We start from the raw sequence: 24,403 nt of genomic DNA on the forward strand, positions 1-24,403 counted from the left end.
TTAATATAGCTAAAATATAGCCAAACTTTTAATCCTCAAGTTTTCTTGTTGATTTTGAACCGACTGGTGTTGATTTTTGTATATTAATAATATCTTTGATGTTCAATCCGAACGCAAAATTAAGAGAAATTTAATAGTATCCAGTGAGTTTCGAGATCAAATTACCTCTTTTTGAAGGGCCTTTCGATTTACTACTGTTCTTTATTGAGCGGGATGAATTGGATATATACGATATTCCAATATCAAAAATCACACATGACTTCCTTGATTACCTCAAGCATTTGGAGAAAATGGAGATTGAAGTGGCCAGCGAATTTATCTTAGTGGCCGCGACTTTGATGAAAATCAAGTCCAAACTTCTCATTCCCAGGCCTGAATTGGATGAAAATGGCGAGGAAATTGACCCTCGGGAAGAGCTGATCCGGCACCTTCTCGAGTATAAGAAATACAAATCCGTCGTGGGGGATCTTTCCGATATGGAAGCCACCCGGATGACCAAAGAGAAAAGAGGGAATATCGCCAGCGAGCTAAAAGAGCTCAGCAAGGTGGATGACGTTGAAAGTGAGATGCAGGATGTGGACTTATATAAAATCCTTAAGGTTTTTCAGCGAATAATGGCAAAATATGCCTCCAGGACCGATGAAACCACCCACACGGTCGTGCAATACCCTTATACCATTGATCAACAGAAAAATTTTGTTCTGGATAGAATAAGCTTCAAAAAGCGAATGCCCTTTTCAGAATTTATAGAATATAAGCCAGATAAAATCTTTGTGATCTATACCTTCCTGGCCATTTTGGAATTATTACAGTTGTCCATGGTGACCATAAAGTTGGGAGAGGGCTTTAATAATTTTTGGGTGGAGAAAATAGAAAATGTTCCGGTAGAGTAACCTATGAAGTTAGATAACAAAGAAATTTTCAAGACACTCAATCCCAATAAGGTCTGGATTCCGGTTCTGATCGGTATTGGGATCGTATTTTTGATGTTCTATCTGGACCCTTCTATCTCCAGAGAAAACCTCAGAAGTGTGTTTGATGCTTCTTGGCCTTCTTTGTTGCTCGCTTTGCTGGTGATTTTTTTGAGGGATGCCGGCTATGTCTTCCGGATTCGGGAAATTACCGATAAAAGCCTCAGCTGGCCCCGGGCTATCTACGTGATCATTCTCTGGGAGTTTGCCTCGGCAGTCACCCCATCCATCGTTGGTGGTACCGCAGTGGCAGTATTTATCCTGCACAAAGAAGGTATTAAATTAGGCAAGGCCATCGCTTATGTCATGGTGACCGCCATATTGGATAATCTTTTCTTTGTGATTGGTGCACCTATAATCCTCTTCTTTGCCAAAGGGTCTATTTTTCCGGATTCCCGCGTGCTGGAGCTGACCCTGGAAAATAGCCTCAATTATATCTTTTGGGTAAGCTATTCTCTTTATGCCATATATTCCATCATCATGGCGGGAGCTTTATTCTTTAGGCCTAGGGTGTTTAAGTGGCTTCTTCTAAAGCTATTTTCCATCCGTTGGTTCAGGAAATGGAAGCACAATGCAAGTGAATATGGGGATCAGATTATAGAATCTAGCAAAGAGCTGCAGGGCAAGAAGTTTGGGTATTGGTTTACCATCATCCTTGCAACGATCTTCATCTGGTCTTCCAGGTACCTAATGCTGAACGCCCTCATGACCGCCTATATTGACCTGAGTTTCATGGATCATATTATAGTTTTTGCCAGGCAAATCATCATGTGGGTGGTGATGATGATTTCTCCCACTCCCGGGTCCAGCGGCACAGCAGAGTTCTTCTTTGGGCAGTTCTTCTATGAGTTCCTGACCAATTATACCTTCGTGACCAGCATCCTCTGGAGGATGTTCTCCTATTATCCTTATTTATTATTAGGGGCAATATTTCTTCCTCGCTGGATTAAGCAAGTGTTCTTCAAGAAAAAGAAGGGCGGAAAAGCATAATCCAAACACCTTTATTAAACGCATTTTTATCGAAGCCAAGGCCTTTTGATTGGCTGGGCTAAATTAGCATGCCCTAAAGTTTGCATCAGTTTCTATATTGCTCTATTAGAGAATGAGGAGATACAGCTTTTGGCATCGGCTTATGGGTGGACATGGATTGAGGAACAAAAAAAATCTCCAGTTCCCCAGACGTTCTTGGCCATTCCGAGGGATATCCCTTCGGGCTTTGCAAGAGTCGGGGTACTGGAGATTGGTAGCGCTGGACCGCTGAAGATGATAGGTCGGCTTATCCAGTGCTTAGTATGTGTTCCTTTTATTTTGCCTTATCCTTTTACGCTATAGTTTGGTGCTTCACGGGTGATGCTAACATCATGCGGGTGAGATTCACTTGCGCCAGCGGCGGTAATTTTGACAAACTTGCCATTTTTCTGAAGGTCTTCCACAGCTTGTGTTCCGCAGTAGCCCATGCCCGCTTGCAAGCCACCCACTAGTTGGTAGAGGACTTCCGATACGAGGCCTTTATATGCCACACGACCCACGATGCCTTCAGGGACTAGCTTCTTGATATTGTCTTCTGTGTCCTGGAAGTAGCGGTCTTTGGAGCCTGATTCCATTGCTTCCAATGATCCCATGCCTCGATAGGTTTTGAATTTACGTCCTTGGTAGATGATCATCTCCCCGGGAGCTTCGTCGGTACCGGCGAGCAAGGAACCGATCATGATAGAGCTGGCGCCAGCGGCGATGGCTTTTACCAGGTCACCAGAATAGCGGATTCCACCATCTGCGATGATTGGTACGCCAGTGCCTTGTAGTGCTTTGGCACATTCAAAAACGGCTGATAATTGGGGTACTCCTACTCCGGCGATTACGCGGGTGGTACAGATACTTCCTGGTCCTACGCCTACTTTCACGGCGTCAGCACCTGCCTCGGCCAGCGCCGTAGCGGCTTCTGGTGTAGCGATATTTCCTACGATCACCTCTAAGTCAGGGAAGGTTTCCTTGATCTTCTTGCAGCAATCGATCACCCCTTTGGAGTGGCCGTGGGCAGTGTCTATAGATACGACATCCACGCCAGCGTCTTTAAGTGCCTGCACGCGCTCCACGATATCTGGAGTCACCCCTACAGCTGCACCTACACGGAGGCGACCGTATTCATCTTTACAGGCATGCGGCTTGTCTTTTCTTTTAAGGATATCCTTATAGGTGATCAGGCCGGTCAGCTTATTGTCCTCATCTACGATAGGAAGTTTTTCGATTTTGTATTCCTGAAGGATTTCTTCTGCTTGCTCCAGCGTAATTCCTGCTTTGGCAGTGATCAGATTCTGTGCGGTCATGATCTCCTTTACAGGCCTTTGCTGGTCCTTGATGAATCTTAGATCCCGATTGGTGATGATACCTTTCAGGCTTCTTTCGTGATCCACCACTGGGATACCACCAATATGGTACTCGCTCATAATGGCTTCAGCATCCTTCACTTTGGCTTCGACGGGTAGGGTGATGGGATCGAGGATCATTCCACTCTGAGATCGCTTCACCTTGCGGACCTGTGCAGCCTGCTGGTCAATACTCATGTTTTTGTGAATGAAGCCCAATCCGCCTTCCAAAGCAATGGCAATGGCCAATTCTGCTTCAGTAACCGTGTCCATAGCTGCTGATACCAAAGGGATATTCAGCCGGATGTTTTTAGTAAGTTGGGTGGATGTGTTGGTGTCGCGCGGCAATACTTCTGAGTATCCCGGAACCAAAAGCACGTCATCATAGGTGAGTGCTTCAAAGAGGAATTTATCTGTGTTTAGATTCATGGCAAATTTGGTTAAGGAACCCTATTTGCCCGTCAAAGATACAAACAAATTTGAATGTGAATCAATCTTGATCAGAAAAAAAAATAAAATATTTCTCAAAAATCATAATCTCTTAAAAGAATATTTGGGAAGCCTGCCTGGAGCCGATTTGGCGGCTCCATAGCATGCAGTCTTTCCTTATGGTATAGTGCGGAAAATCAGAATTTATTTCCGCTTTAGTTTCGCAATGTAAAATCCGTCAAAACCACTTTCATGAGCCAGGACTTTCTGCTCTTCCACTAGTTCAAAGCTTTTGCCTTGTTCGGTTTCGAGAAATTCCTTTACCTGATACTCATTTTCGGTGGGTAATATACTACAGGTGGCATACACCATTAGTCCTCCAGGCTTGACCATACCACTATAGCTTTGGATGATATCCTGCTGGATCGTGCGCACATTGGCGATGCTCTCGGGGCTTAGCTTCCATTTGGTATCTGGATTCCTCCTTAGCACTCCCATTCCTGAGCAGGGTACGTCCAGTAGTAGGCGATCTGCCGACTGCTGGAGTCTTTTGATCGTTTTGCTGCCTTCGATGGTTCTGGTTTCTATGATGCCGATCCCATTTCGTCGGGCTCTTAACTTGGTATTCTTAAGTTTCCATTCTTCAATATCCATCGAGAGCACCCGGCCTTTGTTTTGCATTAGCGAGGCGATGTGCAGGGATTTTCCGCCTGATCCTGCGCAAGCATCGATCACGCGCATACCCGGCTCCACGTCCAAGGCTGCAGCCACCAGCTGAGAAGAGGCGTCCTGGATTTCGTATAAGCCTTCCTTAAATGCTGGATTTCGGAAGATGTTTTGTCGCTTGCCCAGCACCAGAGCGTCCCTGTACCCACGAGGGGCGTAAGTGTCCACTCCATCTTCTTGGAGGCGATTCATAAGGGCTTCTCTGGATGTCTTCAGGGTATTCACTCTGAGGACCACTTCAGCTTGCTCATTGAGGGCGTTGATCTCTTCTTCCCATTGGTCGCCGAGTAGCTCGCTGCCCATCTCGTCCATCCAGTCAGGGATAGACTGCAGTATCGCTCTAGAATCCAAGGCTTCGTAGCGGCTTTTTACACGGTCAACATGGATGTTTTGGAACTCCTCCCAAGGTGGAAGGGCATTGCCTTGCATCACCCAGTAGGTTGCAAAAAGATGATAAGGGTCATCGGATGGGCTTACCTCATTGATGAGTCTCCACCAACGGACCATCTCATAGACAGATTCAGCAATAAATCCACGGTCACGGGCTCCCCACTTTTTATTGGATTTGAGCGTTCTCTCGATTACCTTATCTGCGTATTGTTGTTGATTGAATATTTCGTCGATGGCATTCACTACACCTCTGACGGTATTGGCATAAAGCTTCATGGGGAGCTGTTTTCAGTTAGGCTGCAAAGATAGGGAAAATAGCAGATATTTTTTTTGAACTGCATTATTTCCCTATAGGCTTCCAGGATACTGCCCATGGAGAGCCTTGTTTAAGAAGAAAAACTGAGCTTGAGCTAAGTAACCAATGTTGCTTAATGGGAGGAATATTCGAATTCATCCGAACATGGGCCCACAATGGGGGTTTCACCAAAGTGCCTTTCGATTTTTGAGGCTTTCTTGGCATTTCCCTCAGGGTTAAACTGACGTTCCCAGAGGAAAGAAATCTCAGTAGAAAGGGTTCTTTCTGCGTTTTTATAGTTTTTGCCACTGGTGACCTGCTTGGTACCGATGATAGGATAGTTGATTTTGGACTGGGAAAGGAGATAGTCCCGCAAGGCTTCCGCGAGTAGGCTGGAGGTTTTTAGGTCAACAGTGCTTTCTGTGTCATTGCTATCCACATTGGCATATACTCGGGCTAGGATATTACCATTGTCCACGCCTGGGCTTAGGTGATGTATGGTGCCGCCTACCTTATCGAATTCCTTATTTTTCATCGCCCAAAACAAGGTATGATTACCTCTATAGTCTGGGGCAAGTCCGTAGTGGATGTTTATAGCTGCAAATTTCGGAATGTTGATGACCTGATTTCTGACGATTGGCGCTCGGCAGGTGATCAAAATATCTGGGTTATGACTTCGGATGAGCTGCAGACCCGCCTCTTTGTTTATTTGGTCAGAGGGCATCTCAATGATATTATCAATAGGCAAATCCCCATAGCGGCTGTGGACAGCTTGTCTGAGGTCTCTTTCTCTCCATTTGGTGATGAGCCTATGAGCAAGCTTCGTTAAGCTTCTACTTTTTCTTTTTTTATGGTTAAAGGTGGGCTTAATCACCACCGTATCAGGGTAAATTTTCTGTACCTGATTTATTACGATACGTTCGCGAGGTTTACATTCGCTTATGAATACTATTTTCATAGAAGTGAGCTTAATAGAGTAGTAGGCGCTATCTATTCAACTAATAATAATAGACAACAGTAGTTTCTTTACGTGCAATATATTAATCTTTTTGAATATATAAAAGTGAATTTTGTGACAGGGCTGCTGTGGTCGTTTTAGCAGGCATATTGCCATAATTTTATTTTTATGGGCTGATTTTAAGATAATTGTATTTAGCTAAATGAAAATCAGGATTAAAGCTTAGTGAGAAATTATTAAGAGACTAAATAGTCGGGTTTACTTTACCATTTTGTCGCATTTTATTGTCCGATTTTCCGCTATGGAGCATGCATTATGACACAGGAGCTTCAGGAAGCAACATGAAGTGGCGTGAATTTCTGTCATTTTGGCACAGGTGATGCTTTGGAACGGGGCTTGTTATTGCCGAAGGGTAGAAAAAGCTATAAACAAAAACTAACGATAACTATGCAGGAGAAAGGTACTATCTCGATTCATACCGAGAATATTTTCCCGATCATTAAGAAATTTCTTTATTCAGACAATGAGATTTTCCTTCGGGAATTGGTGTCCAATGCGGTCGATGCCAGCCAGAAGATCAAGCGTCTAGCTAGCTTAGGGCAATACCAAGGCGATCTGGGCGATTTGCGTGTGGAGGTGGCCTTCGACAAGGAAAAGAAGACCATCACTATCTCTGATAAGGGCCTAGGCATGACTGCCGAAGAGATTAAAAAATACATCAATCAGATTGCATTCTCAGGGGCGACGGAGTTTGTGGAGAAATTTAAGGATGCCAAAGATGCCAATGAGATCATTGGTAAGTTTGGTCTTGGGTTTTACTCCGCATTTATGGTGGCGCATCAGGTGGATATCCACTCTCTTTCGTATCAGGAAGGCGCTGAGCCAGCCAAGTGGACCTGTGATGGAAGCACCTCTTTTGAGATCTCAGAAGGTGACCGCACGGACAGAGGGACCGATATAGTCCTTCATATCAATGAGGAGTCTGAGGAATTTTTGGATCAATATAAATTGCAGGAGATCCTGGATAAGTATTGCCGATTCCTACCTATCCCTATCGTCTTTGGCACCAAATCCGAAAGTGTGGAAGATGGCAAGGATGAAGAAGGTAATCCAAAGTACAAGTCTGTGGAGGTGGATAATGTCATCAATACCACAGCTCCAATTTGGACGAAGTCCCCAAGTGATCTTCAGGACGAAGATTACCTAAAATTCTATAAGGAGCTCTATCCTATGAGCGAGGATCCTCTGTTTTGGATCCACCTGAATGTCGATTACCCATTCAATCTTACCGGAGTGCTTTACTTCCCTAAGGTGAAGAATGAGTTTGAGATGCAGCGTAATAAAATTAAGCTTTTCAGTCGACAAGTGTTTATTACTGATGAGGTAAAAGACATCGTGCCTGAGTTTTTGATGCTGCTGCATGGGGTGATTGACTCCCCGGATATTCCGCTAAACGTATCCCGAAGCTTCTTACAGGCGGATGGCAATGTGAAGAAAATCAATAGCTATATCACGAAAAAGGTAGCGGATAAATTAGGCGAGCTGTTCAGGAAAGATCGTCCTTCTTTTGAGAGCAAGTGGGGTGATATTGGCCTATTTGTAAAATATGGTATGATCAGCGAGGAGAAGTTTTATGACAAAGGCAAGGACTTCGCGCTACTGACCAATACCAAAGGGGAGCATTTTACCATGACAGAGTATCAGGAGAAACTGCAGGCCAATCAGGTGGATAAGGATGGCCAGACGATAGTGCTATACACCAACGATGCAGAAAAGCAGGATGCCTTCATCCAATCTGCCAATAAGAAGGATTATGATGTATTGGTGCTTGACTCGCCTATAGACAGTCACTTCATCAATACTCTGGAACAAAAACTCGAGAAGACCTCCCTGAAGCGCGTGGATGCGGATGTAGCAGATAAGCTAATCAAGAAGGACGATGGCATGGCCAATGTGCTGACAGAGGATCAAAGCAAAGCCGTGAAGGAGATTTTTGAGAAGGCCATCGGTAATCAGGCTTATACAGTAGAGGTAGAAGGCCTGAACCCTGAGGAGCTACCAGTGACCATCACGATGGAGGAGTTTATGCGTCGTATGAAGGATATGGCTCAGACCGGTGGAGGAATGAGCTTCTATGGGGCTATGCCAGACAACTATAAAGTGGTCATTAACGGAAATCATAAGGTGATCGACAGGATCTTGAACGCGGAGACTGAAGAGGCAAAAACCAATTTGGCGAAGCAAGCCTTTGACTTGGCGAAGCTCTCTCAAGGCATGCTTTCTGGCAAAGACCTTACGGAGTTTGTAAAGAGAAGTGTAGAGATGATTTAATTCAATAGGTCGCTTAGTATCTATATTGTCATACAACTAACTAATAACCCTGATCCAGCTTTCTGGCAGGGTTATTTTTTTTAGGTTAAGATAACTTATATAAGGAGTATTTATTCGTATTGGGGGCCTATGAAAGATGGGCTTGCTGCGGTGATGGAGGAGTCAAGAGGCGAAAAAGCCCCATAGGGTAGGGCGGTTTGGCGAATTATTATATTTTTGTAGGATGTTATCCAAAAAAACCAAATATGCATTTCATGCGCTTACCTATCTGGGTAAGCATAAGGATGAGGGATCTGTTTTGATACAGGATATTGCTGCTAAGCATGGTATCAGTCACAAATTCCTGGAGAATATCCTATTGGAGCTCAAGAAGGCAGGCTTCCTGGGAAGTAAGAAAGGGAAAGGCGGTGGATATTACCTGATCAAAGAGCCTAGGGACATCCCATTGTCTAGAATTATCAGGCTGCTGGACGGGCCGATTGCGCTCTTGCCTTGCGTGAGTTTAAACTACTATGAAGCCTGCGAAGAATGCGAAGATCAGGTAAGATGTGGGCTGAATAAGGTGATGATTCAGGTGCGTGATGAGACGCTTAACATTCTGGAAAATAAGACTTTAGCTGACATTTTGGATAAGGAGTGAAAAAAATTTCCTATAAACCCTACTTTTTTTATAGGTTTTATATACTTTTGTCTTTCAACAAATTAGAGAACCTATGATTTTTGATCAATCTATCAAAAAATGGTTTGTAGACGAAGAAGGCAAAGACAGCAACATCAAGAGTTTGCTAAAGTCCATATCCTGGAGAGTGGTGGGGACCATAGATACTATGGTGATTTCCTATCTCATTACTGGGCAGATTAAGACAGCGTTGTCCATAGGCAGCATAGAAGTAGTGAGCAAAATGATACTTTACTATTTCCATGAAAGAGCCTGGGCCAAAATTTCTGATAACAATAGTTAGTACAACCAATGAAAAAGAACCTTTTGAAAGATTTATCAGCGCGGGTAGAGAATCTCTCCATAGCCGAGGCCATCGCCCAGTTATGTGAGTTGTTTCCAGGTAAGGTAGTTTTTTCGACCTCATTAGGTCAGGAGGATCAGGTGATCACCGAGATTATAGCCAAGAACAATCTTCCCGTTAAGATATTTACTCTTGATACAGGCCGCTTATTTTACGAGACCCTGGATTTACTGTCTCGTACAGAAAGCAAATACCGCATTAAGATTAAGCCTTATTATCCCACGACCAGCTCCGTTGAGAATTTGGTGGAGGATATTGGCATTAATGGATTTTATGATTCTCCAGAGAACCGAAAGAGATGCTGTTTTGTTCGGAAAGTAGAGCCCTTAAAGCGGGCTTTGGAAGGCAACAGCGTGTGGATCACAGGACTCAGAGCAGAGCAGAGCGAGAATAGAAGCGGGATGCCTAAGCTGGAGTGGGACGCTGGAAACCAGATCATGAAATTCAATCCTCTCCTCAACTGGACGATGGAGGATATGCTGACGTATATCAAAGAGAACAAAATCCCATATAACCCATTACATGACAAGGGCTTCATAAGCATAGGCTGCGCACCTTGTACCCGGGCAATAGCGCCCGACGAAGATCCCCGTGCCGGCAGATGGTGGTGGGAAGCTTCTAAGAAAGAATGTGGTTTACATATAAAATAGAAATTTAGCATTGTCGGAAAAGACTTAAATGGTGACTGGTATTGATTACCAGTTATGATTTAAATTTGAGTTTTGAACCGGAAAAAATACTTATTCACATGAAAAATATACTTGTTCCAAATCCTAAAGAAGCTGAATCAATTCACATCATCCGTGAGGTAGCCGCCCAGTTTGAGAAGCCTGTGCTGTTGTTTTCGGGAGGAAAAGATTCGATCACCCTTGTTCGGTTGGCACAAAAAGCTTTTTATCCTGCCAGGATTCCTTTTCCACTCTTACATGTGGACACCGGTCACAATTTCCCTGAGACCATCGCTTTTAGGGATCAGTTGGTGGAGGAGCTTGGTTTAGAGCTGATCGTAGCCAATGTACAGGACTCTATTGATCAAGGAAAAGTACAGGAGGAAAAAGGCCGTTATTCCAGCAGGAATTCCCTTCAGACCACCACTTTGCTTGATGCGATTGAGAAGCATAAGTTCGATGCCTGTATTGGTGGAGCCAGAAGAGATGAGGAGAAGGCTAGGGCCAAAGAGAGAGTATTCTCTGTAAGAGATGATTTTGGTCAGTGGGATGAGAAAAACCAACGTCCTGAGCTTTTTGATATGCTAAATGGCAAAATTAATCAAGGGCAAAATGTCCGTGCATTCCCTATTTCCAACTGGACTGAGCTGGATGTTTGGGAGTATATTAGAACCGAAAATATTCAAATTCCATCCATCTATTTTGCGCATAAGCGGGAGACCTTTGTGCGGGATGGCATGATCTGGACTGCTTCCGAGCACGTGTACCGTGAGGATCACGAGGAGGTAAAAGAGCGTATGGTGAGATTCAGAACGGTGGGTGATATGACCTGTACCGCGGCGGTGCTTTCTGATGCTGATAACCTTGAGGATGTAGTAGAAGAAATCCGTGCAAGTACCATTTCTGAAAGAGGGGCAAGAATAGATGATAAGCGCTCTGAGGCAGCGATGGAAAACAGAAAAAAGGTAGGTTATTTTTAGAATTGGGGACTAGCATTAATCAAGCCCCTCAACAGTTTAGGCCAAAAATTACAGATAAGAAATTATGAGTACTGAAAATAGAAAACTAATCAATATAGCAACTGCAGGAAGTGTAGATGACGGAAAGAGTACCCTGATAGGGCGACTGCTATATGATACCAAATCGCTGACCACTGATAAGTTGGAAGCCATTGAGAGAAATAGCAAGCAGAAGGGATTCGATTACCTTGACTTTTCTCTGGCCACGGACGGACTGGTAGCGGAGAGAGAGCAGGGCATCACCATTGATGTAGCGCATATTTATTTCAATACCAATAAGACGAATTATATCATAGCGGATACTCCCGGTCACGTGGAGTACACGCGTAATATGGTGACGGGTGCTTCCACCTCTCAGGTGGCCATCATTCTTATCGATGCCCGTAAGGGAGTAATCGAGCAGACCTACCGTCACTTTTTCATCAATAACCTGTTGAGAGTAGAGCACGTAATCGTGGCGATCAACAAGATGGATTTGGTGGATTTTGATCAGCAGGTATTTGCAGATATTAAGAGTGATTTCGAGGCTTTGATCGCCAAGAGTGATTATACTGACGATCAGGTGACGTTCATCCCTGTAAGTGCGCTTCATGGTGATAATATCGCCAGTGGATCCACTAAGATGGACTGGTACCAAGGGCCTTCGCTTCTGGACTATCTGGAAGGCCTGGAGATCGAAGAGCTGGAGGACCACAGTGTGGCCCGCTTCCCCGTACAGTATGTGGTACGACCAAAGACCGATACCCATCATGACTTCAGAGGTTTTGCCGGCAGATTATATGGCGGTAACCTATCAGTGGGGGATGATGTGACGGTATTGCCGTCTTTCACGACCACCAAAGTGAAGAGCATCGAGTTCTTTGATCAGCAATACGATGAGGCTGTATCTGGCAGCTCAGTGACGATTACATTGGAGGACGAGGTAAATGTAAGCCGTGGTGATATGTTGGTAAGATCTGGAGAGCTGCCTCAATCTGAGAAGCAGTTGTCTGCGACCATCTGTCAGGTAAACAGCAAACCACTTCGTCTGGGCGCAAAATATATTCTACAGCACGGTGTCAACCAGGTAATGGCCAAGGTGGACAGCATAGAGGGTCTTGTTCACACGGATTTCTCTGGCGAAGAAAGCACCGATCAGCTGAGACTAAACGATATCGGCAAGGTGAAATTCAGGTTGAGTAAGCCTATTCATTTTGACCCATATAAGGTTAGTAAGTCAAATGGCAGCTTTATCCTTATCGATGAGGGCTCATTTGATACCACCAGTGTAGGTTTTATCCAATAATCCCCCACGCTGGCAGAGGCATTCACACCACAAAAAATTGAGACAACCACTATGCAAAGTTTTAGAACAGAAATAGAAAACCCCGTTGTGGAGAAAGATATTATTGACCTGGAGAAGAAAATTTCACTTTTCCGGGGAGGTAAAATCGATGAGGAGAAATTTAGAAGCTTGCGACTGGCACGGGGCATTTATGGCCAACGCCAGCCTGGAGTGCAGATGATCCGTATTAAGCTTCCTTATGGCAAGGTAAACAGTAAGCAGCTGCACCGTATCTGTAAGGTTTCTGAGGAGTATTCCACCGGAAGATTACATATCACCACCCGTCAGGATATCCAGATTCACTATGTGAGCCTGGATCGTACCCCTGAGCTATGGGCGGAGTTGGAGAAGGATGATGTCACTTTGAGAGAAGCCTGCGGTAATACCGTGAGGAATATCACCGCTTCTGAGCGTGCAGGTGTGGATCCTGTGGAGCCGTTTGACGTGACTCCTTATGCAGATGCCACCTTTAAGTATATGCTTCGCAATCCGATCTGCCAGGAAATGGGCCGTAAGTTTAAGATGGCATTTTCTTGCAGCGAGGAAGATACAGCCTTGACTTATCTCCATGATCTGGGTTTTATCCCTCAGGTAAAAAACGTGGATGGTGAGGAAGTAAGAGGCTTCAAAGTACTATTGGGTGGAGGATTAGGCTCCCAGCCACGTCATGCAGATCAGGTGACTGATTTTCTGGAAGTGGATAAGCTTATTCCATTCATCGAAGGAGTCGTTCGGATCTTTGACCGCTATGGCGAGCGCGCCAAAAGAATGAAGGCGCGGATGAAATTTCTCATTAAAGAAACAGGTGTAGAGGAGTTTTTAAGATTGGTGGAAGAAGAGCAAAAAGCCCTTCCCTTCCAGACTTACCCTATCGACCATAAAAGCTACGAAGCAGCGCAGACCTTGCCAAATCCGGAGATTCCAGCAGTGGACACTCCTACGGATGAGGCCTATCAGCGCTGGTTAAAGACCAACGTATTGCCTCAAAAACAAGAGGGATATGTTTCTATTGGTATCAAGGTGCATTTGGGAGATTTCTATATTGACAAAGCACGCCAACTAGCCGACTTAGTAGCAAAATATGCTAATGACGAAATCCGTCTTAGCTTAAGACAAAATATACTGATTCGTGATGTGAAGGAAGAGGCTTTGGCATTTTTCTATCAGGAATTGAAGAAATTAGATATGGTAGCTTATGGCTACGATTCTCTTGGAGACCTTACCGCCTGTCCGGGTACAGACACTTGTAATCTTGGCATCGCCAGTAGTACCGGTGCCGCCCATGTGCTGGAGGAAGTGATCTTCAATGAATATCCTCAGTACTTAGACAATAAGGACCTGACGATTAAGATCTCTGGCTGTATGAATGCCTGTGGCCAGCATAATATGGCTTCCATAGGTTTTCAGGGGATGTCTATTAAGGTAGGCAAATCCGTAATTCCTGCCTTGCAGGTACTTCTTGGTGGAGCCACTTTGGGGGCTGGCCAAGGGAGATTCTCCGATAAGGTGATTAAGATTCCAAGTAAGCGTGCGCCTCAGGCGCTGCGATTGATCCTGGACGATTATGATGCCAATGCCGGTGAAGCAGAAGCTTTTGTAGATTACTATGACCGTCAGGGTCAGATGTATTTCTATGATTACCTGAAGCCTCTGTCCAGCACAGAGGATGTGGTAGATGCCGACTTTATCGACTGGGGCAATGAAGAGGAGTATGTGAAGGCCGTAGGGGTAGGAGAATGTGCCGGAGTGATGATTGACCTTGTGGCAACCTTATTATTGGAAGCGAGAGAGAAACTGGCAGATGGGGAGGAGAAAATACTGGAAGGCAGATGGTCTGACGGTATTTATCATACCTATGCATCCCTGGTGAATGCCGCCAAAGCCATATTGGTTGCTGATGGTCATAAAACCAATTCCTACGCTCAGATCGTTGAGCAGTTTGATACCGAATTTACCAGTACTGGCAAAATCCAGCTGGAGGGTAGTTTCTCTGATATTGTTTATCAAATTCAGCAAAACGAACCTTCTGAGGCCTTTGCGAAAGCCTACTATGCGCAAGCAGAGAAGGTATATCATGCGATCAGTGATTATAGAGCCAAGGAGGTAGAAGCATGAAGCCTGATTTCACACCGAAATTGACCTTGGTGGGTGCCGGACCAGGTGATCCAGAACTGATCACTTTGAAAGGTATTTTGGCCTTGGGCAAAGCGGATGTGATTCTATATGACGCATTGGTGGACCCCTCGCTATTGGCGCATGCCACCAAAAATGCCCTTAAGGTATTTGTGGGTAAGCGTCATGGAAGTGCCAAAAACCCTCAGGAAGATACCAATAAGCTTATCGTTGAATATGCATTGAAGTATGGTCATGTGGTACGGCTAAAAGGAGGCGATCCCTTTGTATTTGGCCGTGGAGCGGAGGAGATAGATTATGTACAGCAGTTTGGAATCGAGACAGAAGTGGTGCCGGGCATTACGTCCAGCATAGCGGTGCCTGCCGGCCAGGGGATTCCTGTCACTAAGCGCGGCGTGTCCGAAAGCTTCTGGGTGATCACAGGAACCACCTCCTCAGGCCAGCTGTCCAGGGATATTTTCCTCGCCAGCCAGTCCACCGCCACTGTGGTGGTGCTGATGGGTACCAAAAAGCTCGACCAAATCGTGGAGGCTTATATGAATGCGGGTAAGGGAAATACTCCCATTGCGCTCATCCAAAGCGGAACCACCACTGATGAAAAATCAGTAGCAGGGCAGATATCAGATATCCAGCCAAAGGTGCATCAGGCAAATATCGCAGCACCCGCCATCATCATCATCGGTGAAGTGGTGCGACATAGCCCTAAGCTAATGGAAGTCTATAAAGAAGCCATGAGCCTCTAAAGGCCAATTAGAATACTTAAATCCCCCATTAGGAATCTGGTGATACAGAACTTAATGGGGGCTTAATCCTATAAAATCACCTTCAGTATGAACGAACTATACCCAATATTCCTAAAAGTGGCCCAGCTAAACAGCCTAATCGTGGGCGGAGGAAATGTAGGGCTCGAAAAACTTTCTTTTCTCCTGAAGTCTAGCCCTAATGCCAAGGTGACCTTAGTGGCTAGAGAGATTTCGGAGGATATTAAAGCAATTGCAGCCAGGCAGCCTAACTTAGAATTGGTGGAAGAGATCTACCAGCCTCATTTCCTTGAAGGAAGACATATGGTGATCGGCGCGACTGATGATCCTGCAGTTAACAAACAAATTTATAGCGATGCTAAATCCAGAAATCTGCTGGTTAATATCGCCGATACTCCCGAGTTATGTGACTTTTACCTAGGGGGAATCGTCACTAAGGGAAATGTCAAAATAGCCATCAGCACCAATGGTAAATCCCCGACCACTGCCAAAAGATTGAGACAATTCCTGGAAGAGGTCATCCCTGAGGATATCAATGAGATGGTGGAAAATATTAATCAGTACAGAGATACTTTAAAAGGAGACTTTGAATATAAGGTGGAAGCTTTAAATAAGCTTACCAAGGAGCTACTGGTGAAATCCTAATGGGTGACCAGGCTTCTGGAAAATTATATATGCGGTTGATTTATAATGAAAAGAACAGATAGTCGTCTATCTGTTTTTTTTTGACTTTGACAATAAATACCCCTCCTCAAATAAAAGCTATTTACCCTTTAGCCTTTACTTTTTACCCGGATCAGAATGGGCCTGAGTCGTTTTATAAGACCCTGTCCCTCATTTTTAGACTGGGCTGGCCTATAGATTATATGCCGAATCAAGGGCCTTTGGGCAGTTTATGACCATAGAAGCAGGAGAAAAAAGCAAAGGATCATCTCAAAATTGGATTTAGTAGCTGAGATAATACTCCTTATCGGGCAGCGCTATCGGCTCGAAGTCAACTATCAGAACATCTTCATTTATGCTTAGTACGTCTTTTTAGCTTATGGAGAGGTTTACAAATAGTAAATTTTTTATGCAGGATATATCGAATGTTAAAAAAGATAACTTTTGATTAATTGTTTTTTGAAGGTTAAAATATACATATTTAAAGATCGATAGAGGTGCTTTTTTACTATTTCGGGGAGCGTTTAGGCTTTTTGCCTTAAAGAGAAATGGGCCACTAAATTTTTGTTAATTTTTTACTAATTCTAAACTTTTTAAGGTAATCAATTGATAATGGTGCTTACTATGATGCATTCCTAAAGAGGAATAATTTTGTCATCGTAAAAAGCCGAATGGAGCTCTTTTTAGAGATTATTTTATTGAAAATCAATTATTTACCATACCAATCACCTTAAATCTATGAAACACGTTTTTACTATTTTACTGAGCTTGCTGCTGGTACCGATGGCCGTATTTGGTCAGGATCAGATTACAGGGCAGGTGAAGGATGCCTCCGGAATAGGATTACCCGGAGTGACTGTTATGATAAAAGGTACCTCCAAGGGTACCGTGGCCGATTTTGATGGCAACTATGCTATTGACGCCAAATCGAATGATATTATTCAATTTAGTTTTATCGGTTTTTCTTCTCAGGAAGTGGCTGTGAATGGAAAATCGATCATCGATGTGGTCCTGGCAGAGGATCAAAAGAGTCTTGACGAAGTGGTGGTAACCGCCATTGGGATCAAGCAGCAGAAGAAAAAACTTGGTTACGCTACCCAGGAGGTCAATACAGAGGGTCTGGAGCAGGCCAGCACCATGAATGTGGGTAATGCACTTTCTGGTCAGGTGGCAGGACTTACGGTGACCAACCCAACGGGGATGTTTCAGTCGCCTTCTTTTAGCCTAAGAGGCAAGACTCCATTGATCGTATTGGATGGGGTGCCTGTAGAAACTGACTTTTATGATATTTCTCCGGATGATATCGAAAGTATCAACGTGCTAAAGGGTGGTGCAGCTTCTGCCCTTTATGGAGCCAGAGGGAAGAATGGAGCGATTCTTATTACCCGAAAAAATGCAAAGAAAGAAGGCCTTACCGTGTCTGTCTCCACTAGCAATATGGTGACTGCCGGATTTACAGTGTTCCCGGAGACCCAAACCGAATATGGTAATGGCTCCAATGGTAAGTATGAATTCTGGGATGGTGCCGATGGCGGTGTATCCGATGGTGATATGATCTGGGGACCTAAGTTTGAGCCTGGCGTAATGGTGGCACAGTGGAACAGCCCGATACGAGATAAGGAGACTGGCGAGACCATCGAATGGTATGGCAATGTGGCCGGCACCGTGTATGATGATAAGTCTAGGTATGAGCGTGTGCCTATTCCATGGGAAAGACATGATAACCTTAAGGATTTCCTGCGTACTGGAGTAGTTACCAAAAATGATTTCTCAGTGGCTTACCAAGGAGACCGCGCGCAATTTTATTTCTCTGGGAACTATAGCCATCAAACGGGTCAGGTGCCCAATACGGACATGACCACCGGTGGATTGACTTTCAACTCCTCTTTTAAATTGACTGACAACTTGCAGTTGGATGCCACCGCTAGTTATAATAAGGTGTATTCTCCCAACTATCCGCGATATGGATACGGACCAAAAAACCATATGTACACCATCCTGATCTGGATGGGGGATGATGTAAATGGCCAGGATCTCAAGGATCATATGTATGTGCCTGGGCTGGAAGGTTACCGTCAAGCTAACTATAACTATGCCTGGTATAATAATGTGTACTTCGCTTCCTATGAGCTGAACCAAATGTACAACCAAAATACCTTGGATGGTAAGTTGAAATTAAAATATCAAATCACGCCGGACCTATTTATCCAGGGAAGGATATCTGCTAGAGAAAAAGGTGATTTCAGCAATATGCAAAGTCCTAAGTCCTATATGAACTATGGAGACTCCAGGAATGGGGATTATAAAATGTGGAATGACAATCAGCTCAATCTGGATACTGACTTCCTGGCGAGCTATTACAAATCAGTATCTGATAACTTCGCTTTTGGGGTCAATGCTGGAGCTTCCAGCTTCCGCAGGACCTATCAGCAGGAGTACTCTGCTACGGATGGACTGATCGTACCAGGAATCTATAGCCTTAGCAACACTCAAGGGCCGGTTCAAGCGTCTAACTACTATCAGGAAAAAGCCATTCGAAGTGTCTATGGAACGGTGAATTTTGATATGTGGAATTCAGTATTCTTAAACCTGACTGGCAGAAATGACTGGTCTTCCACCTTGCCTACTTCTACCAACTCCTATTTTTACCCCTCGGCCTCCCTAAGTGCCATGGTGTCGGAATTTGTGAAATTACCTACCGCTATTGATTACCTGAAGGTGTATTCATCCTGGTCTGAGGTATCCAGTGATTTGAGTCCTTACAGCTTACAGGCTACTTATAATAAAGGAGTGACTTATGGCTCTACTCCATCGGTGTACTATCCTTCCAGTTTGGTAAACCCAAATATTCAGCCTGAAAAGTCCACCACTTTTGAGATCGGTGTGAGTACATCCTTTGCTGAGAAGAGATTGACCTTAGAAGGAACGTATTATAAGATCCTGGATGAAAACCAGATTATCAACCTGAACATCTCCGAAGCCTCTGGCTTTAGCTCCAGAAAGGTAAATGGTAATGAGTACACGACCAATGGCGTGGAGATCATGGCCAACTATCTGGCGATAGATCATGATAAGTTTGACTGGAATATCGGTATCAACTGGACCCGGTATGTCAAGAGAATTTCTGATATCTATGGAGGTGACTTGACTTATGGCAACTTAAGGGAAGGCGATCGCTCTGACTCTTATTATGCTACCGTATGGCAAAAAAGTGCCGATGGCAAGGTCATCCTTGATGCCAATACCGGCCTGCCTACCAGAGATCCATACCCTACCAAGATTGGTCATTTTGACCCAAGCTGGAGACTAGGAATCCAAAATCGCTTTAATATCGGCAAGTTCCGAGTAGATATGGATGTGGATGGCGCCTGGGGCGGACTGATTCGTTCCCTGACCATCGAGAAAATGTGGTGGGGCGGTAAGCATCCCAACTCTGTGGAATACAGAGATGAGGAGTATGCCGCTGGCCAGCCAGTATATGTTCCGGATGGGGTAGTAGTTACAGGCGGAGAGCTGGTAAGAGATGTAGAAGGAAATGTGATCTCCGACACGCGTGAGTACACTCAAAACACCACTGCAGTGAGCTGGCAGACCTGGTCTCAGATCTATCCTTACCGTGCTCAGGTGACAGAGGAAGAGAGTGAGCTATTCGCCAATGTGTATGACCGCTCTTACTTTAAGTTGAGACGACTGGCGGTGACTTATGACTTGATGAATATCATGGAATCCAAAAAAATCAATAAGCTAGACCTGTCAATCTACGGGTATAACTTGGCGATGTGGAAGAAAATGCCGCTTTTGGATCCGGATTATGGAGATGATAATAACCTTCAGGATCCTTCCTCTCGCTTCCTTGGCTTTACGCTAAAAGCTACCTTTTAATTGATTTTGCTGTTAAGAAATTCTAAGAAAATGAAAAATATAATCATCTTATTTGCTGTTTTGGCCAGCNTGGCATCTTGCCAAAACCTGGAGGAGATGAATGTCAACCCCAACCTGCCAACAGAAACCCACCCGCAGCTTTTGCTGACCAATATCGAGTGGGATGCGTTCAGAGATTACCGGGGGACTTCACCATTGTATGCACTCAAAATGCTGGTCCAAACCGATGGCGAAAATGCCTTCCAATATTATAAGTGGGATCGGGGGAGCTTCGGGAGCTTCGGCACCCTGAGCAATGTCACCAAGATGATCCAGGAAGGCGATCGTATCGGTGACCGCTCGTATGTCGCTTTAGGCAAGTTTTTTAGATCTTATTACTTCTTTGAGATGGCCTTGACTTTTGGGGATATCCCTTATAGCCAAGCTCTGGAAGGAGAGACAGACGAAAACTATGCTCCTATCTATGACAGCCAGCAAGAGGTGTTTGAAGGAATTCTTACTGAATTGGCCGAGGCCAATGAAATCCTGAAGACCGAGAATAATATCATCGCTGGGGATATCATATTCGGCGGAGATATGCTTAGCTGGAGAAAGGTGATCAACGCTTTTAGACTAAAAGTAATGCTGACCCTGTCCAACAAAAGCGCCGAGATCAACTTATCAGAATTTTCTGATATCGTGGCTAACGAGCCACTAATGGAGAACCAGGCAGAAAGTGCCCAGTTGGTGTTTCTGGATCAGCAAGGCAACCGATACCCAAGCTTCAACTCCAGTGGATTTAGCTCTGGGATGTATATGGATTCCACCTTCATCCAGCGCCTGCAGGTTCGGGAAGACCCGCGCTTATTCATCTATTGCACCCAAACCAAATCCGCTAAGGAAGCTGGTAAAGCCATCGATGACTTTACTGCTTACGAGGGGGGAGATCCAGCAGCTCCTTATGCTGAGGTAAACGAAAAGGCTACCCAGGGAAATGTCTCCAAAGTAAACGACAGATACCATAGAGATCCTGTGAATGAGCCATATATGCTGATTGGCTATTCTGAGCAACAGCTTATCCTTGCGGAGGCAGCGGTAAGAGGCTGGGTTCCTGCAGACGCCCAGGCATTATATGAGTCGGCTGTTCGTGCTTCTTTTGAATTTTATGAGATGTATGCGGAGAACTATTCCAGCTATATGAGCCAGGATGCCGCGAATACCTATCTGGCTAATCCTACCAACAGCTTTGCTGCAGCGATGGATGAGCAATCGCAGCTGGAGCTGATCGTGATGCAAAAATACCTACAATCCTTCTTCCAGTTGGGCTGGACCTCTTTCTACGAATATCACCGAGTAGGAGGCTATCCTTCCCTGAGAAGGCCTGCAGGGGTGGAGATCCCTTATCGTTGGATCTATCCGCAGTCAGAATATAACTATAATGCTGCCAATGTGACCACGGCCATCACCCGTCAGTTTGGCGAGGGAAATGACCAGATCAACCAGGAAACCTGGTGGCTAAAATAATTGCTTAAAACCACCTTCCTATAATCCGAAAAACCTCCGGGAAGGGCCAAAAGCTGGGTTCTACTCCTGCTAAAGGTCTTAGCCTAGAGGCTTTCGGGCAAATAATGGGGTCAAGCTATAGTTAGTCTTGACCCCATTCTTCGTTTAGCCAAATCCATTAATCACCCGTCATTCGAAAGCAAATGAAGGTGATTATATTCGTTGTAAAAGAAATAAAAAGTTAAATTGGTTGGTTGAAAGTAAAGAGATCCAAAGATCTAATTTCATAAAACCATTTTCTTTACTCTTCCTTTGGCCTAAAGTAGGGGAAATCCATGGGAAGCAGCACTTATGATTTTGCGATAGCATATCTATAAAATCATATTCCTGTAATATAATTATCCATAGTAAAACCGAAAACATTATCCCATATAGAATGATGAATGAAAAAATGAATGAGTCCAGAAGAGATTTTTTGAAGAAGGCAGGATTACTTTCTGGAGGAGCTGGAATATGGTCTGTGCTTCCCGGCTCGATAGAGAAGGCTATGGCGATCACTGCTGATCCTGGTACCACCTTTTTGGACGCGGAGCACGTCGTGTTGTTGATGCAGGAAAACCGCTCCTTTGACCATTGCTATGGTACCCTGAAGGGGGTGAGAGGCTATAATGATCGCCGGGCAATTCAGCTTCCGGATAAGAACCCTGTCTGGTTACAGGCTGACAAGGAGGGGAACCGATATGCTCCTTTTCGCTTTGATATCAAAGGCACGATGGCCACATGGATGCGGGATATTCCTCATAGTTGGGAAAATCAGGTGGACGCCAGAAATCATGGTAAATACGACAATTGGATTGAAGCGAAGCGATCTGGCAGGGCTCAGTTTAGGGATATTCCTATGACCATGGGCTATTATAGCCGAGAGGATATTCCTTTTTATTATGCTTTTGCTGATGCCTTTACCGTCTGTGATCAGCATTTCTGTGCGGCACTAGCGGGCACCACGACCAATAGGAGTTATTTCTGGACGGGGAAAACCCATCCTGAAGGCAAAAAAGCCAAGGTTCGGAATGGAGAGCTTACTTATGGCAAAGAGGTCAGTTGGAATACCTTTCCCGACCGACTGGAAGACAATGATATCTCCTGGAAGGTATATCAAAACGAAATCAGTTTGCCCTCAGGTGTGGAGGACAGTTCCTTATTAGCCAATTTTACTGATAATAACCTGGAGTGGTTTACCCAATTTGGGGCTCGCTATAGCCTTGGTCACTATAATTATTTGCGCCAAAGACAGAAGCAACTCCCAAAAGAAGTCAAGGCGCTGGAAAAACAGTTGAAGCAGTCGGGTGCCAATATCGAGGAGCTATCGGCGGAAATTGCCAAAAAGAATAAGGAAATCAGTAGCCTGAAGGAATACCTGACGGAGTGGAACCCTGAACGCTTTAAGAAGCTCAGCGCACGCGAGCAAAGCATGCATCATAAGGCTTTCACGACCAATAGTGGTGATCCTAATTATCATAAGGTGGAGACCATGACGTATGAGGAGCAGGGTGAGGAGCGCAGCACTAGCATTCCCAAGGGGGATGTGCTCTATCAGTTCCGCAAAGATGTAAAAGAGGGCAATCTGCCTGCCGTATCCTGGGTGGTGGCCCCACAGAAATTCTCCGATCATCCTAGCGCACCATGGTATGGAGCTTGGTATGTGTCGGAGGTATTGGACATCCTGACGCAGAATCCAGAGGTGTGGAAGAAGACCATATTCATCCTGAATTATGATGAGAATGATGGGTATTTTGATCATATACCGCCATTTGTGGCGCCGGACCCGAGGGACGCAGATCAGGGCAAGGCCTCAGAAGGTCTGGATGTGACGGGAGAAATAGTCACTAAAGAGGAGGAAATCAAAGAAGGGTTCAGTGAGAAAGACTCCCGAACTAGCCCTGTAGGTCTTGGGTACAGGGTACCTCTGGTGGTGGCCTCGCCTTGGAGCCGTGGTGGATGGGTAAATAGTGAAGTATGTGATATCACTTCGACGATCATGCTGATGGAAAAATGGCTTTCGCATAAGACCGGCAAGGAAATAAAAGAAACCAATATAAGTGATTGGCGCAGGGAGATCAGTGGGGATCTATCCTCTGTATTCAGACCGTATAATGGGGAAGAAATAGAACTTCCGGAATGGGTAAAGCAGAAGGAGCATGTCCAGCAGATCTATAATGCCAAGTTTAAGGGGCTTCCGACAAACTATAAAGCCCTGACGCCAGCGGAGGCTCAGCAAATTGCTCAGAATCCTCAGCGTTCGGAGTTATTGCCGACGCAGGAGCCGGGCACCAAGCCTTCCAATGCCCTGCCGTACGAATTGTACGTGGATGGGGCGGTCTCTTCGGATGGGGAAAATTTCACGATTACCTTTGCTGCATCGAAGGAGATTTTTGGTGAGGAAGCCTTGGGAGCTCCTTTCAATGTCTATACTCCGGGAAACTATCTAAACCCCAAAACCGGGGAGTATGAGGCGGTAAAGACCTGGGCTTTTGCCGTGAAATCCGGGGACAGCATTTCTTACCAATGGCCGATAGCCTCTTTTGAAAATGGGCAATACCACCTGCGGGTATATGGACCAAATGGGTATTTTAGGGAGTTTGAAGGGTCGGTACAGGGACCGCGGATTCATATTGAGGCGAAGCCGATCAAGCAAAAAAGAGAATATACGGATAAGATCAAGCTGACACTGAGCAATAGCAGTGCGCTGCAAGGGGTAAGCCTGAAGCTAGTGGATGAAGTCTATCAAAAAGATGAGAAGACTCTCCATCTCGGTGGTGGGGAGTCGGCGAGCTTCACCTTGGACACCCAGCCGTATGGGGGCTGGTATGAGTTTAAGGTGCTGAGCGAGGGCATAGCGGGTTTTGGGATCACCTATGCAGGAAGGTTGGAGACGGGCAAGGACCGTGTGTCAGACCCTGCGATGGGGGTGCTATAAGCTCAAAAA

The 24,403-nt window shown here is 45.0% G+C and carries 17 protein-coding genes; 14 read left to right on the forward strand and 3 right to left on the reverse strand.

The features are described 5' to 3' along the window. Nucleotides 1-143 precede the first annotated feature (143 nt). On the forward strand, nt 144-893 hold the full coding sequence (locus B050_RS0104060; protein ID WP_018472613.1) for a segregation and condensation protein A: 750 nt from the start codon (nt 144-146) through the stop codon (nt 891-893). A 3-nt stretch (nt 894-896) separates the two neighbouring features. Further along, on the forward strand, nt 897-1,961 hold the full coding sequence (locus B050_RS0104065; RefSeq protein WP_018472614.1) for a lysylphosphatidylglycerol synthase transmembrane domain-containing protein: 1,065 nt from the start codon (nt 897-899) through the stop codon (nt 1,959-1,961). Between the two features lie 323 nt (nt 1,962-2,284). On the opposite strand, the gene guaB is transcribed toward B050_RS0104065, so the two are convergent. The 3 genes from guaB to B050_RS0104095 form a co-directional block, all read right to left on the reverse strand. Continuing rightward, on the reverse strand, nt 2,285-3,763 hold the full coding sequence (gene guaB, locus B050_RS0104075) for an IMP dehydrogenase (protein ID WP_018472616.1): 1,479 nt from the start codon (nt 3,761-3,763) through the stop codon (nt 2,285-2,287). Nucleotides 3,764-3,967: 204 nt separating this feature from the next. Further along, nucleotides 3,968-5,155: an RsmB/NOP family class I SAM-dependent RNA methyltransferase gene (locus B050_RS0104085; protein WP_018472618.1), complete on the reverse strand. Its 1,188-nt coding sequence runs from the start codon at nt 5,153-5,155 to the stop codon at nt 3,968-3,970. 152 nt (nt 5,156-5,307) lie between these two features. After that, complete coding sequence (locus tag B050_RS0104095) at nt 5,308-6,132, reverse strand: formyl transferase (protein ID WP_018472620.1); 825 nt, start codon at nt 6,130-6,132, stop codon at nt 5,308-5,310. 447 nt (nt 6,133-6,579) lie between these two features. Here B050_RS0104095 and htpG point away from each other — a divergent pair, with 447 nt between their 5' ends. The 12 genes from htpG (at nt 6,580) to B050_RS0104155 (ending at nt 24,394) form a co-directional block, all read left to right on the forward strand. After that, on the forward strand, nt 6,580-8,463 hold the full coding sequence (htpG, locus tag B050_RS0104100) for a molecular chaperone HtpG (RefSeq protein WP_018472621.1): 1,884 nt from the start codon (nt 6,580-6,582) through the stop codon (nt 8,461-8,463). A gap of 223 nt (nt 8,464-8,686) precedes the next feature. Continuing rightward, complete coding sequence (locus B050_RS0104105; RefSeq protein ID WP_018472622.1) at nt 8,687-9,103, forward strand: RrF2 family transcriptional regulator; 417 nt, start codon at nt 8,687-8,689, stop codon at nt 9,101-9,103. Between the two features lie 73 nt (nt 9,104-9,176). Beyond that, nucleotides 9,177-9,425 (forward strand): DUF2061 domain-containing protein, encoded by a 249-nt coding sequence (locus tag B050_RS0104110; RefSeq protein WP_018472623.1) that lies wholly within the window; start codon nt 9,177-9,179, stop codon nt 9,423-9,425. Between the two features lie 8 nt (nt 9,426-9,433). Continuing rightward, entirely contained in the window at nt 9,434-10,135 is a 702-nt protein-coding gene (locus B050_RS0104115; RefSeq protein ID WP_018472624.1) for a phosphoadenylyl-sulfate reductase, read from the forward strand. Between the two features lie 98 nt (nt 10,136-10,233). Further along, nucleotides 10,234-11,133 (forward strand): sulfate adenylyltransferase subunit CysD, encoded by a 900-nt coding sequence (gene cysD, locus B050_RS0104120; protein WP_026235617.1) that lies wholly within the window; start codon nt 10,234-10,236, stop codon nt 11,131-11,133. Between the two features lie 64 nt (nt 11,134-11,197). After that, complete coding sequence (locus B050_RS0104125; RefSeq protein WP_018472626.1) at nt 11,198-12,457, forward strand: sulfate adenylyltransferase subunit 1; 1,260 nt, start codon at nt 11,198-11,200, stop codon at nt 12,455-12,457. A gap of 51 nt (nt 12,458-12,508) precedes the next feature. Beyond that, nucleotides 12,509-14,611: a nitrite/sulfite reductase gene (locus B050_RS0104130; protein WP_018472627.1), complete on the forward strand. Its 2,103-nt coding sequence runs from the start codon at nt 12,509-12,511 to the stop codon at nt 14,609-14,611. Continuing rightward, a complete protein-coding gene (cobA, locus tag B050_RS0104135; protein ID WP_018472628.1) occupies nt 14,608-15,372 on the forward strand; it encodes a uroporphyrinogen-III C-methyltransferase in 765 nt (254 codons plus the stop codon). The genes B050_RS0104130 and cobA overlap by 4 nt, the downstream gene beginning before the upstream one ends. A gap of 87 nt (nt 15,373-15,459) precedes the next feature. Next, entirely contained in the window at nt 15,460-16,035 is a 576-nt protein-coding gene (locus B050_RS0104140) for a precorrin-2 dehydrogenase/sirohydrochlorin ferrochelatase family protein (protein ID WP_018472629.1), read from the forward strand. Between the two features lie 756 nt (nt 16,036-16,791). Then, entirely contained in the window at nt 16,792-19,935 is a 3,144-nt protein-coding gene (locus tag B050_RS0104145; protein WP_018472630.1) for a SusC/RagA family TonB-linked outer membrane protein, read from the forward strand. Nucleotides 19,936-20,031: 96 nt separating this feature from the next. Continuing rightward, on the forward strand, nt 20,032-21,438 hold the full coding sequence (locus B050_RS0104150; protein WP_455423222.1) for a SusD/RagB family nutrient-binding outer membrane lipoprotein: 1,407 nt from the start codon (nt 20,032-20,034) through the stop codon (nt 21,436-21,438). Between the two features lie 415 nt (nt 21,439-21,853). Next, nucleotides 21,854-24,394 (forward strand): phosphocholine-specific phospholipase C, encoded by a 2,541-nt coding sequence (locus B050_RS0104155; protein WP_018472632.1) that lies wholly within the window; start codon nt 21,854-21,856, stop codon nt 24,392-24,394. The last annotated feature ends 9 nt before the right edge of the window (nt 24,395-24,403 follow it).

It is taken from the genome of Echinicola pacifica DSM 19836 (genome assembly GCF_000373245.1).
In the GTDB taxonomy this organism is placed as follows: domain Bacteria; phylum Bacteroidota; class Bacteroidia; order Cytophagales; family Cyclobacteriaceae; genus Echinicola; species Echinicola pacifica.

Bases quoted from the DNA above. Each gene is read 5' to 3' on its own strand.
- B050_RS0104065 (WP_018472614.1), top strand. From the start codon at position 897: ATGAAGTTAGATAACAAAGAAATTTTCAAGACACTCAATCCCAATAAG.
- guaB (WP_018472616.1), bottom strand. From the start codon at position 3,763: ATGAATCTAAACACAGATAAATTCCTCTTTGAAGCACTCACCTATGAT.
- B050_RS0104085 (WP_018472618.1), bottom strand. From the start codon at position 5,155: ATGAAGCTTTATGCCAATACCGTCAGAGGTGTAGTGAATGCCATCGAC.
- B050_RS0104095 (WP_018472620.1), bottom strand. From the start codon at position 6,132: ATGAAAATAGTATTCATAAGCGAATGTAAACCTCGCGAACGTATCGTA.
- htpG (WP_018472621.1), top strand. From the start codon at position 6,580: ATGCAGGAGAAAGGTACTATCTCGATTCATACCGAGAATATTTTCCCG.
- B050_RS0104105 (WP_018472622.1), top strand. From the start codon at position 8,687: ATGTTATCCAAAAAAACCAAATATGCATTTCATGCGCTTACCTATCTG.
- B050_RS0104110 (WP_018472623.1), top strand. From the start codon at position 9,177: ATGATTTTTGATCAATCTATCAAAAAATGGTTTGTAGACGAAGAAGGC.
- B050_RS0104115 (WP_018472624.1), top strand. From the start codon at position 9,434: ATGAAAAAGAACCTTTTGAAAGATTTATCAGCGCGGGTAGAGAATCTC.
- cysD (WP_026235617.1), top strand. From the start codon at position 10,234: ATGAAAAATATACTTGTTCCAAATCCTAAAGAAGCTGAATCAATTCAC.
- B050_RS0104125 (WP_018472626.1), top strand. From the start codon at position 11,198: ATGAGTACTGAAAATAGAAAACTAATCAATATAGCAACTGCAGGAAGT.
- B050_RS0104130 (WP_018472627.1), top strand. From the start codon at position 12,509: ATGCAAAGTTTTAGAACAGAAATAGAAAACCCCGTTGTGGAGAAAGAT.
- cobA (WP_018472628.1), top strand. From the start codon at position 14,608: ATGAAGCCTGATTTCACACCGAAATTGACCTTGGTGGGTGCCGGACCA.
- B050_RS0104140 (WP_018472629.1), top strand. From the start codon at position 15,460: ATGAACGAACTATACCCAATATTCCTAAAAGTGGCCCAGCTAAACAGC.
- B050_RS0104145 (WP_018472630.1), top strand. From the start codon at position 16,792: ATGAAACACGTTTTTACTATTTTACTGAGCTTGCTGCTGGTACCGATG.
- B050_RS0104150 (WP_455423222.1), top strand. From the start codon at position 20,032: ATGAATGTCAACCCCAACCTGCCAACAGAAACCCACCCGCAGCTTTTG.
- B050_RS0104155 (WP_018472632.1), top strand. From the start codon at position 21,854: ATGATGAATGAAAAAATGAATGAGTCCAGAAGAGATTTTTTGAAGAAG.